This is a genomic window from Seonamhaeicola marinus (assembly GCF_008085455.1).
This window is the reverse complement of sequence record NZ_VSDQ01000679.1, coordinates 139,239-152,373: the sequence shown is the minus strand read 5'-3', so window position 1 is coordinate 152,373 and position 13,135 is coordinate 139,239. Positions and strand designations below refer to the sequence as shown.

Genomic DNA, 13,135 nt, shown 5'->3' with positions numbered 1-13,135 from the left:
TTGGTCAAATGTTGCACAACGGTCTCGGCTATGAGTAGTTGCGTGGGTTAGTATTTAACTTCGCAAGTATACACCAAGCTGAAAATCCGCGAGGATTTTCAGATGTAGGCGAGAATAAGCAATTACTTATAGCCATTGTTGTAAAACGTTATTTAAGCATTCCACTATCTTTATAAGATTTGTAAATTACTTTTAAATTATTTTCAGTTAAAACTTCTTGAATTGTTTCTGTGACTCCATAAACACAACCTTGACAAGTGTTTAATTGAATATTAGATTTACTCAATTCTGCCATTTTTAATAATTCAGGCGGTTTTATTTCGATTCCTTTTTTTCTTAAAAAATCAAGTCCAATATATCCATAAGTTGCTATTTCTGGATTCATTGAGTTTAGTCGTCTTGCAAGTTTGTAATATTTTCGTTCATTGACTAAATCAATCATAATTTGTGACTCATTAGGTGGTGTTCCTGCAAATCCGCAAAATGTGCCATAAACATAAGTATCAGTAGGAAAATCAATAGCGCTTTTTGTGTCGATTGGAATATTTGTTTTTTTCTGATGCTTTTTGAGTAATATGTCAATTTGTTCGTCAGAATATCTTTCAACTAAAATCTCATTCTCGGACGAGAGCTTTAAATAAACCAAGTCATTATTACACTTTAAAACGTTAAGTTCAAAAACACTACCATAAATTCTAATTTCATTATTAAGTTGAGTCAAATCGAATTCAAGTTCTCTTTTGAAATTCTCTTGCTTTTTTAACGGAAAAGGTTTGGTATCATTCTTTTTTTGAATTTCCCAGAAATCATCAAATTTTTTAAAGGTAAAATCATCTTCTTTTAAAAGATTAACCATTTCTCGTATTCGCTCTTCTTTTTGTTCTTTGTCAAATTCAAAATTGATTCGAGAAGGCATTCCAAAATCGTTTTTATTGTGGATTTCGATTTTATATATTTTCTTATCACTGTCATATCCTTTTGTTGTAGAATCTTTTTTGATGAAAAAAGAAATACCTTTTTGTGAATACCAAGCATATGTTTTAGAAGTAAAACAGCCTTTGTCAGAATAGGTTTTCCATACTTCTTTCATTGAAGTTTTATTTAGTTCTATACCATTCTTTAATTTGGCTTGAAATGGACTTTCCAAAAATATGGAACGAATAATTTTATTTTTATCAGCTGTGTCATATTGAAAAGCCAAACCAATTTTTGGATATGTATATCTCGTGAAAGATTGGTTAGCATTCAAATCAAATTCATTTCCGTAAAGTTTCTCAACAACTGAAATATTAGTTGTGTCAATTTTTATAGAAATACCATCAATTCCATTTTTAGGTGTAATCATATTGCTTTGGGCAAAAGCTGTTGCAAATGATAAAATGAAAAGTATGATATTAAGATTACGGATTTTTCTCAAAATGTTTTACAACGGTCAAGTATAACCGTCAGTTATGGGTTAAAATACGTAGACTTTTCGGTTTAGCACAGACGTTAGCAATTCCGAGTGGATTCGGACGTAGTCGAATCCGCCGTAATTGCGGTTATACATTGTTGTAACACGTTTTTTATATTCCACCAAAAATTTCATTCAATTTAATTTCTCGTTTTTCAATTCCTTCCGTTTTTTCAATGCTTTTTGAGAATAATTTTTGGAAAAAGTTTCTATTGGTAAAATCATACCTACTTATATATTGAGGCTCGCCATAAGTATCAACAATGGATTTTAATATTTTTCCATTCAAAACATACTGTATTTCTGTTCCTGCTAAACCATTTTTTAAAATATTAATGACTCCATTTTTGTTAGAATCTATAAATTCCAAACCAGGATTTCCATAACTCTTTCCATTTTCATTAAAATCGTGTTCGTGAAAATAATCTCCTTCAACAAACTTATTATATCCGACAATTTTTGGATTGAAGACTTGTAAGTAGATTAAAAGGTCTTCTTCTAAATATCCAACTCTAATTTCAGTCAGAGAGTTTTGGTCAGTCGATTTAAATGTTTCGATTTCGGTTTGATTTATCAATTCAGAAGTTGAGTTTTCAAATTGTCCACTGTCAATTAAAACTTGGTTAATAAGCTCTTTCCAATTTCTGAATTCCTGCATTTTCTTGATTTGGTCAAATGTGTTACAACGTTTTGTGTAAGGATAGTTGCGTGTTTAAGCAACTAACTTAACAAAAAAGGAACGAACCAGAGGAAAATCCTGCGGATTTTTCGAATAGGCTAAAACCAAGCAATTATTTTTACACGTTGTTGGCTATTGCCATTTCTTTTATCCTGTTTAATATTATTTCCCAGTTATTCTCAGTGTTTTTTCGTTTTTCTTCATTTTCGAAACCTTCTTGAGTTACTTTTAAAATAGTATTTTCATTACTGTGAGAGAATTGATAAGTCACAATTGAGACTAAACCATCTAATCCTAAAGAGCTACTGAATTTAAGTGTTTTGTCAGTTTCTATTTCAAGAAATGAACCGCTATGGCTTTCTTCAATGGGAAAAGGTATCTGGCTATTTGTTTTCCATTTAGAAACTTTATCAATTTCAAATAAATATTTTTTAACGTTTTTTGGGTCAGTTACTGTTTCCCAAACTTGAGATAATTTAGCATTAATTTCAATTTTCTTTATTAATTTATCTCTATTTTTCATAAAATAAGCTTATCAGTAGGTTCTGCTGGTTGTAGCCAACGTGGGTATATGATTACTAAGGTAATCATATATCTACTATAGAAATACTAAAATAGTAAATATTTTATGTCAGAAAAATTATTAAGAGCTGCATGAGTGTATATTTTTGCGAGTTTTGCTAACATTAGACCTAAAAGTTGCTTTATATAACTTATATCTACACCATTTTCTAATAAATGCATAGCAGCCATACCTAAACCTATTTGGCCTTAAACGTTCTTTAATATTTGCTTTTTTAGCTGCATTAACCACAATGCAAAGACAAAGTTCCGTTTCAATACAGAACAAGTTTAGTAAAGGGGAAGTTTATTAATTGTTAAACAGAGGGAACTTAAAATTGCTACAAAATCAATATTGTTAATAACCCATTTTCGTTTTAACATTTTTGGGTTCAAATTCTAAGTAATTTTATGGAATAAGGTATTCCCTCAACGTTTTTAAATTATCCATTATGAACCCCAAGTCTGTTATAAAAGGACGCGGCGCACAGCTGAACGTCCCTAATCGTTTTTTCGAATTTAGTCACGAAACCCGTGATGATTTCCTTGAATATTGTCAAAAAGAAGGCGAAAAAGCCGATAAAAATAAAACCAAGTATTTAGAGGTTTTTCCAAAAACCATAATTAATAAAGTAGAGAGTCCAGATGTTGGTATGCTATATTCTATGAATGCTTACCAAGGTTGCGAGCATGGTTGTATTTACTGTTATGCACGCAACACACACGAGTATTGGGGGTATAGTCCAGGCTTAGATTTTGAACGGCGTATTTTGGTTAAAAAGGGTGCTCCAAAACTGTTAGAAGAAAGACTAAAAAAGAAAAGCTGGAAGGCGCAAACCATTGTAATGTCTGGTAATACAGATTGTTACCAACCTGCAGAACAACGTTATAAAATTACGAGGCAATGTTTAGAGGTGTTTTTAAGGTATAAGCATCCGGTGGGTATTATCACTAAAAATGCTCTGATTTTACGTGATTTAGATATCCTTAAAGCGCTGGCAAGAGATAATTTAATTGCTGTTAATGTATCCATTACGTCATTATCTGAAAAGACGAGACAGATTCTAGAGCCCAGAACTGCAACAATAAAGCGCAGATTAGAAACTGTTAAAACACTAACCGATAATGGTGTGCCAGTAAATGTAATGATGGCGCCTATAATTCCATCTATAAATAGTCATGAGATTTTATCTTTAGCCAAAGCGGCTTCGGATCATGGTGCATATGCTATAGCACATACCGTTGTTAGGTTAAATGGTGCCATTGGTGAAATTTTTACGGATTGGATTAAAAAAACAATGCCAGATAGGGCAGACAAAGTGCTACACCAAATAGAAGATTGCCATGGTGGTGCTTTAAATGATAGCAGGTTTAAAACACGAATGCGTGGCGAGGGCAAAATAGCCGAACAAATACACAGTTTGGTAAGATTGGCTAGAGCTAAGTACTTTAAAGATAAAGCTGTGCCCAAGCTAAATACAAGCTTGCATGAGACTTATAAAGACGGACAACTTAAATTGTTTTAAACAAAAAAAGCGGGTCTGGAGAGACCCGCTTTCAGCAAAACTAAACTAAACTAAATAAGAATTAAATTTACTTATTATTAATTGTTGATATACTTTGTAACTTCTTTGTTGTTAAAGTTGAAAACTAATTTGTAATTTCCATCTTCTAATTTGTATACGCGCTCAATGTTTTGAGTGTCTTCAATAGTTTCAGAGTATAATAACTCAGAACTAGAATCGTATACACCGTATACGCTTACCTTTAAAGGTTCAGACTTTGGCGCCAATTTAGTAACAAAAACTAGGTCTCCTTCTTTTCTAACAAAAGGCTTAAAAATAGTAGTCTCTTCTTCTTTTTTGAATGCTACTACGCTTTCGTTTACTGTAAAAGGAATAGTTTGAATTTCTAAATCTTTCTCTAATTCAAAGAAATAATCACCATCAGGTAAATCTGTAAGATCAAAACCTTTTGAGTATACACCCGATTGTTCAATTACTTCCTTATATAGAGTGATTCCGTAATTATCTTTAATAGATAACTGGTTGCCTTCTTTTACATTATCAATTGTTAATGCAGTTCCTCTTAAATCTTTACCAAATTTGATTAGAGAAATCTCGTTAGCGTAACCCATAACCGTAGCCAACATTGCTACCATTAAGATTACTTTTTTGGAGTTTGTTAATACGTTTTTCATGATTTGGATTGTTTAACGTTTACACTGCAAATATATGTTGCATATTAACCTTGTAAAACATTGATTTTGACTAATTTATATGCTAAATTATCTGTTAAATTATGGTTAAGTTAACATAGTATAAGAACAGGTTAATTAGCTATATATTTCGGTGTTTTTATGATTTCAGTTTTTTAACATAAATAATAGTCATTATTTAAATAAGAAGACGATATATTAGTTTTTGTGAAAGTTTTTATTAAAACACATTAAAAAGTGTTAAAATGTAAGTGCGTAATTTTAGCCTAAATTTGAAGGTGTAATTAGCGTGGAATTTTCCTTTAGAAAAATTTAATTAACCCATACATAATATATAGATGTTTGGTTGGAGTTTTAATGAAGTGAATTATAACTTATAGTAGGATCAAATTATTCTGGAATGAGAAACCTAAACTTATAATGAGAAGACATACATCGAAAAAGGCACTAAGACTATTGTTGGAAATTTGATTTGCAGCTTGAAACAGAAAAACGAAAGACTACATAAAAATAGGGCAAAAAAAAAGTGGGCCACCACAGCCCACTTCTACCAACTAAACTAAATAAGACATTAAACTAATTATTAATGAATTTTGTAAAATCTTTATTATCTGAATTAAAGACTATTTTATAATTACCAGCCTCAAGCTTAAAAGCTCTTTCTATTGCTTGAGTACCTTCTATAGTTTCCGTGTATAATAACTCTTCAGCGCTAGAGGCTTCAACACTGTAAAAGCTAATTTTTAATGGCTCACCTTTAGGAGCAAGCTTAGTAACATATACTAAACCTTCTTTAAGAACAGCAACAGGTTTGTTATAAACTGTTTCGTCTTCTTTATTAAATACTACTTTTTTGTCTATAACAGAAAAAGGGATTGTTCTTATTTCAACATCTTTATCTAATTCAAAAGAGTATTCTCCGTTTGGTAAAGCAGTTAGGTCAAAACCTTTAGTATATATTCCTGTCTGCTCAATAGTTTCATTATACAAAACAACACCATTAACATCTTTTATAGAAAGTAAATTACCTTTCTTTACGTTACTTAATGTAATTGATGTTCTTTTAGCATCTTTAATAATTGAAGTTCTTTCTGATGCGTAACCTATTACCGTAGCCATCATTGCTACCGTTAAGATTCCTTTTCTAATGTTTAATAATACATTTTTCATAATACGTAATACTTTAACGTTTACACTGCAAAGTTATGGCAGGTTTGAGAGGTGAAAAACATGAATTTTGACTAATTTATATGCTAAATTACCTGTTAATTTAATGTTAGATTTGTGTTAAGTTAATATAGCATATGTTTGAGTTAATACTACACATCTAAAACGTTTTAGTTGATGCTATTTGAATATGGTGCTATTTTCAGTTTAAAGCAAAAAAAAAGTGGGCCACCACAGCCCACTTCTACCAACTAAACTAAATAAGACATTAAACTAATTATTAATGTATTTTATATGAATTTTTAATTCTTTTTTTCTTGATTTGAACGTTTGTCTTATCGACACTACAAAGATATGTTAGATGTAGGTGCTGAAAAACATCAATTTTTGCTAATTTATATGCTATTTTAACCGTTAACGATATGTTAAATCCGTGTTAAGTTAATTTTGTATATATTTGAGGTAATAAAATATATAATGTATGCATAATATGTTTTAATTTTGCATATAAAAGCATCCCACTATGATAACAAAGAAACCTACATTTAAAAAGCTTTCGCCCTCGTTTGGTACATCTATACTGGTGAAGCAACATAACGATAAGCAAGATAGAAGTGAAATGTTTTGGCATTTTCACCCAGAATTGGAACTTATATATGTAAACAGAGGGCAGGGAAAGACACATATTGGAAATCACTTGTCTTATTTTAACAATAGCCAGCTTATATTAATTGGTTCTAATCTGCCGCATAATGGATTTACAGATAGATTAACCGCTGCTGGTATTGAAACGACCATACAATTTAGACCAGACTTTTTAGGTGAAAACTTTTTTAATAGAGTACCAGAAGCTAATGCTATAAAGACCTTGTTTGAAAAGGCTAAAGGTGGTATTTTATTTAATAGGGCCACAAAGGATTACGTTGGGCCAAAAATTGAAGATTTAGAGAACTACACTGGTTTTGACCGTATATTAAAGCTTCTTGAGATTTTACAATACTTGGCTACAACAGATGATTATACCATTTTAAATGCCGACGGATTTGTATTTGAGGCAGAACCGCAAGACACCGATAAGATTAAAACTATTTACAAATATGTAAATGCCAATTTTAAAGATCATATTGCCTTAGAAGATATTGCCGATAAGGTAAGTATGACGGTACCTGCATTTTGTAGATATTTTAAAAAGACAACCGGAAAAACGTTTACACAGGTAGTAAATGAGATTAGAATAGTACACGCTACCAAGTTGCTAAATGAAAGCCAAATGAGTATTGCAGATATTTGTTTTGAATGCGGCTTTAACAACTTCTCTCATTTTAATAAACAGTTTAATGAGATTATTGGTAAAAGTGCTTCAAACTATAGAAAAGAGATTAAGCAAATTATAGGTTAGACTTTACCGTTCCATTCGTTAAAGAACTGCTTTAGGTATAGTTCCATAAACTCATGTCTTTCAGTAGCTAACCTTTTTCCTGTTTTGGTATTCATACGGTCTTTAAGCAGCAGTAATTTTTCGTAAAAATGATTTATTGTTGGTGCCGTAGATGCCTTATAGGCTTCTTTTGTCATGTTTAGATTTGGTGCAATGTCTGGATTATACAATTGCCTGTTTTTAAATCCGCCATAATTAAATGTACGGGCAATACCAATGGCACCAATAGCATCTAATCTATCAGCATCTTGAATAACATCTAACTCGGGCGACTTAAACTCTTGTTCAATATTACCGCCTTTAAATGATATGTTTTCAATAATGTTTACTACATGTTCAATAACCACAGAATCTACATTATGATTAAACAAGAACTCTCTGGCTACTTTAGGGCCAATGGTTTCATCTCCGTTATGAAACTTGCTATCTGCAATATCATGTAATAGGGCACCTAAAGACACTATAAAAAGATCTACAGGTTCATTTTTAGCTATTAATAAGGCATTATTAAATACTCTTTGTATATGAAACCAATCATGGCCACCCTCGGCTCCAGAAAGCGTTTCTTTAACAAAAGCTTTCGTTTTATTTATAATGTCTTCTGAGTTCATAGGTTATAGTTCTTCTAAGATAGATTGTCCTTTAGAGTTATCACCAGAAGTCCATTGCCAATCTTCATGAAGTCGTATTTTTCCATTGTCTAAGATTTCTGGAGTAGATTTACAGATACCAGTCATTAATTCGCCTTTAAGGTTAATTTGATGATAACGCATATCGATTTGTCCGTTAGCATTTACCAACCCAATGAGATGGCCTTCTAAAATACTATTGCCATTGTAACTACACGTTAAAACATTTCCTTTTTGCTTGTAATGAAAAACAGTTTTAGAATCAGTTTCACTATTTTCCGAATACGAGAGCGGTCTAAATTTTTTATCGTGGTAATTAATCAATTGAAAAAAGTTATTTTACAGATGCTGGTTCAACCCATTTAAATTGAAAAGAGTTATCTGGAATCTTCATTCGTTCTGCTAAACGGTACATTCTATCTGGCAGCCTCATTAAATAATCTCTGGCCTTTTCAGCTTCATCTGTAAGGTTGGTAATCTTATCAATTTCCCAACGGTCTATTAACTTTTTAAGTATGTCTACATAATCTGTAGAGGTATACACGCCTATACGCTGTGCCGTATTAGAAAACTCTTCGAAAGCAGTGCTTATTTTGTCTCCAGATTCTCTTAAAAAGTGAGCTGGCATTGTAATTTTCTGTTTCATCATATAATGAAACGCCATCATCATTTGGCTAGGATCTACCTTAAAAATACGCTCTACAAATTCTGAGTACGCATTATGATGTCTCATTTCATCGCCAGAAACCATTTGACACATTCTTGCCAATCTTTTATTACCATACTGCTTAGCAATTTTGGCAACTCTATTATGTGATATGTAAGTGGCCAACTCTTGGAAACTTGTATAAACAAAGTTTTTATAAGGGTCTCTATCTGTACCAATATCAAATCCATCAGAAATTAAGTGCTGTGTAGTGACTTCTATTTCGCGCATGTTTACTCTACCAGATAAATACAAGTACTTGTTTAAAACATCACCATGCCTGTTTTCTTCTCCTGTCCAGTGCTTTACCCATCTAGACCATCCGTTAGGATTGTTTACCTGATCTACACCTTCAACATCCATTAACCAAGACTCGTATGTTGGTAAGGCTTCTTCAGTAATCATATCACCCACTAAAACCACCCAAAAATCATAAGGTAGTTCTTTAGAAAGTTCTCTTATTTCTTTTATTTCTTCAAAGAAATTATCACTTTCAGAATCAGGAAGAAAATCTGTTGGTTGCCAAATTTTATCTATTGGAATTAAATACTTTTGAATAAGTGCGTCTACATCTTTTTCCAAAAACTGCATGACTTCTAATCGCACATTTTTTAATGACATTTATTTATAATTAAGGGTGAATATGTTCTTTTATTTTACGTTCTACTATAGTGATGAGCTCCTCTTTATTGGCATAATCAGATAGCTTTAAAGGTTCATGAACCTTAAATTTTATATGCGTACCTAAACCCATAGGAAATTTGCCGTATTTAACCATTTTCCAGGAATTATTAATAGAAACTGGAACAACTAAGGCCGATGGTATTTTTTTAAATAAAATCTGTAATCCTTTTGTTTGAAATGGCTTAGGCACACCATTTTTACTTCTGGTACCTTCAGGAAAAATAACTGCAGCGCGTTTATTGGCTTCAATATATTCACCAAACTTCATAATTGCAGGTAGGGATTGCCTTGGGTTTTTTCGATCTATTAAAACAGAGCCACCATGACGTAAATTATATGAAACACTTGGAATACCCTTTCCAAGTTCAATTTTACTTATAAATTTTGCATGATGCTTACGCATGTACCACATTATAGGTGAGATATCATACATACTTTGATGATTCGCTACAATAATTAAAGGTACATTGGTTGGAATATCATGAGTATTATTAAAGGAAATTCTTGTTCCTAAAACATGCTGACACTTAATTAGGAAAAATTGCAGTGCATCTACACTCAACTTATGCGCCTTATAACCAAATACATTAAAGCAAAACCATTGAATAGGATGAAAGAACACCAGTGTTAATAAAAAACACAGGTAATATAATATGGTTAGTGGGTATGATAAAATTTTCATCATGCCCAAAAGTACATGAATTTTTTTCATTTAAAAATTTGTAAAAACTAAATGAAAAAATTTATGTACTGATATCATGATTCCTGAAGTGTATCTAAATTTTGTACTATTAAAACAAAATTTAGATTTACAGAAGAAAAGTAACTAAACTACAAGTTAATACACAGCCACACATTCATTATTTTCACAAATAATATCAACTGGCGGGTTAGCTACAGCGCAATCTGACAGAACACCCCATTTTGCATTAAAAATAGCTTCTAACTGATTGTATTGTCCTACTTTAGTTTCAAGTTCTTGAGTGTCAATAGATGTAGAATAAATAAGATAGCTCCAAGGACCGCCACAAGGTTTGCTCCCAAAGGCTATAGATTTACATTCCGTACTTTCATTACAAACCGAAGTTGCTACAAGGGCTTCAATATCTGCCTTTAAGGTTTGCAAGGTTTGAACTTCATTTTCGTATGAATCAGAATCGTTACCATCATCAGAAAGACATGCTGTTACTGTTAAAGCAATTAAAACAAAAATTGAAAGGTACTTAAGGCTATTTTTCATTATATTTCTTTTATTGATAAGATGAGTGTAACTCTAAAAGGTTGCGTTTGGGCATAAAAAAACCACGACTATTTCGTGGTTTAAATGTTATCTTTAGACTAAGAAATTAGCAGTGCTCGTTGTAAGCGTCTACTAAATTTTCAGCAATAAGTTCTGCTGGTCTACCTTCAATATGATGACGCTCTAACATATGCACTAATTCACCATTCTTAAACAAGGCCATACTAGGAGAACTAGGAGGGAAAGGAATCATATATTCTCTTGCCTTAGTTACAGCTTCTTTATCTACACCTGCAAAAACGGTTACAATGTTATCAGGTTTTTTATCGTTTTGTAAGCTCATTTTAGCTCCCGGACGCGCGTTAGCGGCAGCACACCCACATACAGAATTTACTACTACTAAAGTAGTGCCTTCTTTGGCTAAAGCAGCGTCTACTGCTTCAACAGTTTGTAATTCTTCAAAACCAACGTTTGTAAGGTCTTCGCGCATTGGTTTTACTAATTCTGCTGGATACATATTTTTAAATTTAAATAATTAACAATTTTTTAGCGTTGCAAAGATACCAATTGTGTAACAATATCGTCTTGCAATCAACTAACTATATTATATTTACTCAGATTTTTAACATTTCATTAAATAGGTCTGAGTGAACCTACAAAAATTACAGTCTACTTTTTTAGATTATTATTTTATATGTAGGTTTGACGATAAATAAAATTTATAATTACATGAGTGTATCAAAATGGATAGGAGGTGCCTTAGGTTGGTCTTTTGGCGGACCAATAGGTGCTATAATAGGTGTGGCTTTAGGAAGTATTGTAGATGCTGTGTCTAACGGAGGAGGTGATGTTTTATTAGGTGAAGGAAAAAAGCAAAAAAGAAGAACATACAGCAGTAGAACACAGAGACCGCAAACACAATCTGGCGATTTTGAAGTGAGCCTCTTGATTTTAGCTTCAATAGTTATTAAAGCCGATGGAAAACAAGACCAAAGGGAGCTTGATTATGTGCGAAATCAATTTTCTAGCATGTATGGCAAGGAACGTGCTAATCATGCATTTCAGTTATTTAAAGGTATAAGCAAACAGAAGATTTCTAAGAGACAGGTATGTTTGCAGATTAAGCAGATGATGGATCATGCATCTCGTTTACAATTAATGCACTTTTTATTTGGAATAGCTAAAGCCGATGGATTAGTTACCAGTGATGAGGAAAGAGAAATACAAATAATGGCTGGGTATTTGGGTATTAATGCCAGAGATTATGAAAGTATAAAAGCCATGTTTTATAGCAGTAGCGATAATGCTTACACGGTTTTAGAACTTGAAAAAGGGGCCTCTGTAGATGAAATTAAAAAAGCTTACAGGAAGATGGCTAAAAAATACCATCCGGACAGAGTTATACATCTTGGAAAAGAACATCAAAAAGGCGCTGAAGAAAAGTTCAGACAAGTACAAGATGCTTATGAGCACCTACAAAAGGAGTTAGGGTTTTAACCAACCTCCAATTTATAGCCTACACCATGAACATTTACAATGTTTATGGTGTTATCATCTTTAAACTTTTTACGTAATTTAGAAATAAAGGTATCTAAGCTTCTGCCCACAAAAACGCCATTATCTTCCCAAATGTGTTTTATTAAGGTTTCCCGTTTTATAATTTCGTTTTGATGTGCACTAAACATTTGCATTAGCTCACATTCTTTGGTAGACAATTTAATTTCGGTAGTATCTCTAATCAATTTGTTTTGATCCTTATAAAACTTATAAGCTCCTATTTTAACAAAATTATTGGGCTCAATTTCTGTGGTTTGAGGCCTTTTCTTTTTCAATAGAAATATGAGAACTAATAGCGTAAAAATAGTTACTAAGATTGGAAATGCCGCGGAATCAAAAAAGGAAGTTTTTTCCAAGAAAAACACATGAATTATATAGCAATCAGCAGGGAGGTTTCGTCCTAAACAGGGTACAATGTCTTTTTCCGAAAAGGCACTTATTTTAAAACTATAGGATACTTCGTTATTAGAGCAATTAACTACTTCAACAATATACCGTTTAGGTAATTTGGCTTTTTTTAAACTTGCATTAGCAATAGTTACTAAACTATCCGGAGTAATTGCTAGCTGCTTTTGGAATTCTAATTTATAGTGGTTCTCTTTTACCTTTTTTACTGGTAGAATTAGTGATGTAGAATCTTTACTTGCCAAAAGCAATTTATTGCCAATGGCTCTAAGGGTGACTTTAACAGTTTGGTCAAAACTATCTTTGCTATCGTCTTTTTGAAAGCTTAAAAAGATGAAAACAGCTAATAGTAGAACTGGTAGTATTAGTAAAAAAGACCTTTTTTTCATAACTATTAT

15 protein-coding genes are annotated in these 13,135 nt (G+C 32.1%); 3 read left to right on the top strand and 12 right to left on the bottom strand.

The window, feature by feature from the left end; all coding sequences use genetic code 11:
* Positions 1-148: 148 nt before the first annotated feature.
* The 3 genes from FUA24_RS11815 to FUA24_RS11805 form a co-directional block, all read right to left on the bottom strand.
* Complete coding sequence (locus FUA24_RS11815; protein ID WP_148542520.1) at positions 149-1,417, bottom strand: hypothetical protein; 1,269 nt, start codon at positions 1,415-1,417, stop codon at positions 149-151.
* A 148-nt stretch (positions 1,418-1,565) separates the two neighbouring features.
* Positions 1,566-2,111 (bottom strand): hypothetical protein, encoded by a 546-nt coding sequence (locus FUA24_RS11810; protein WP_148542518.1) that lies wholly within the window; start codon positions 2,109-2,111, stop codon positions 1,566-1,568.
* Positions 2,112-2,250: 139 nt separating this feature from the next.
* Positions 2,251-2,655 carry an SRPBCC family protein gene (locus FUA24_RS11805; RefSeq protein WP_148542516.1) on the bottom strand — a complete coding sequence of 135 codons (405 nt, stop codon included), beginning with the start codon at positions 2,653-2,655 and terminating at the stop codon, positions 2,251-2,253.
* Positions 2,656-3,145: 490 nt separating this feature from the next.
* On the opposite strand from FUA24_RS11805, the gene FUA24_RS11800 reads away from it, so the two are divergent.
* Positions 3,146-4,219 carry a PA0069 family radical SAM protein gene (locus FUA24_RS11800; protein ID WP_148542514.1) on the top strand — a complete coding sequence of 358 codons (1,074 nt, stop codon included), beginning with the start codon at positions 3,146-3,148 and terminating at the stop codon, positions 4,217-4,219.
* Positions 4,220-4,296: 77 nt separating this feature from the next.
* Here the strand turns inward: FUA24_RS11800 and FUA24_RS11795 are convergent, their stop codons facing one another.
* Positions 4,297-4,893, bottom strand: coding sequence for a hypothetical protein (locus FUA24_RS11795; RefSeq protein ID WP_148542512.1), 597 nt, complete (start codon positions 4,891-4,893; stop codon positions 4,297-4,299).
* A 594-nt stretch (positions 4,894-5,487) separates the two neighbouring features.
* Positions 5,488-6,081 carry a hypothetical protein gene (locus FUA24_RS11790; protein WP_148542510.1) on the bottom strand — a complete coding sequence of 198 codons (594 nt, stop codon included), beginning with the start codon at positions 6,079-6,081 and terminating at the stop codon, positions 5,488-5,490.
* Between the two features lie 520 nt (positions 6,082-6,601).
* Here FUA24_RS11790 and FUA24_RS11785 point away from each other — a divergent pair.
* Positions 6,602-7,477 carry an AraC family transcriptional regulator gene (locus FUA24_RS11785; protein ID WP_148542508.1) on the top strand — a complete coding sequence of 292 codons (876 nt, stop codon included), beginning with the start codon at positions 6,602-6,604 and terminating at the stop codon, positions 7,475-7,477.
* Here the strand turns inward: FUA24_RS11785 and FUA24_RS11780 are convergent.
* From FUA24_RS11780 to FUA24_RS11755, 6 genes are all read right to left on the bottom strand, one after another.
* Positions 7,474-8,127, bottom strand: coding sequence for an HD domain-containing protein (locus FUA24_RS11780; RefSeq protein WP_148542506.1), 654 nt, complete (start codon positions 8,125-8,127; stop codon positions 7,474-7,476). The two genes, FUA24_RS11785 and FUA24_RS11780, sit on opposite strands and share 4 nt — an antisense overlap.
* A 3-nt stretch (positions 8,128-8,130) precedes the next feature.
* Positions 8,131-8,469, bottom strand: coding sequence for a n-acetylglutamate synthase (locus FUA24_RS11775; protein WP_148542503.1), 339 nt, complete (start codon positions 8,467-8,469; stop codon positions 8,131-8,133).
* A 10-nt stretch (positions 8,470-8,479) separates the two neighbouring features.
* Positions 8,480-9,472 carry an acyl-ACP desaturase gene (locus tag FUA24_RS11770; protein ID WP_148542501.1) on the bottom strand — a complete coding sequence of 331 codons (993 nt, stop codon included), beginning with the start codon at positions 9,470-9,472 and terminating at the stop codon, positions 8,480-8,482.
* Between the two features lie 10 nt (positions 9,473-9,482).
* Positions 9,483-10,220 (bottom strand): lysophospholipid acyltransferase family protein, encoded by a 738-nt coding sequence (locus tag FUA24_RS11765; RefSeq protein WP_148544265.1) that lies wholly within the window; start codon positions 10,218-10,220, stop codon positions 9,483-9,485.
* 153 nt (positions 10,221-10,373) lie between these two features.
* Positions 10,374-10,775, bottom strand: a complete 402-nt coding sequence (locus tag FUA24_RS11760) for a hypothetical protein (RefSeq protein WP_148542498.1) — start codon at positions 10,773-10,775, stop codon at positions 10,374-10,376.
* Between the two features lie 106 nt (positions 10,776-10,881).
* A complete protein-coding gene (locus FUA24_RS11755) occupies positions 10,882-11,292 on the bottom strand; it encodes a BrxA/BrxB family bacilliredoxin (protein ID WP_148542496.1) in 411 nt (136 codons plus the stop codon).
* Between the two features lie 212 nt (positions 11,293-11,504).
* Here FUA24_RS11755 and FUA24_RS11750 point away from each other — a divergent pair, with 212 nt between their 5' ends.
* Positions 11,505-12,272, top strand: a complete 768-nt coding sequence (locus FUA24_RS11750; RefSeq protein ID WP_148542494.1) for a molecular chaperone DjiA — start codon at positions 11,505-11,507, stop codon at positions 12,270-12,272.
* Here FUA24_RS11750 and FUA24_RS11745 read toward each other — a convergent pair.
* Positions 12,269-13,126 (bottom strand): winged helix-turn-helix domain-containing protein, encoded by an 858-nt coding sequence (locus FUA24_RS11745; RefSeq protein ID WP_148542491.1) that lies wholly within the window; start codon positions 13,124-13,126, stop codon positions 12,269-12,271. The genes FUA24_RS11750 and FUA24_RS11745 overlap by 4 nt on opposite strands.
* Positions 13,127-13,135: the final 9 nt, after the last annotated feature.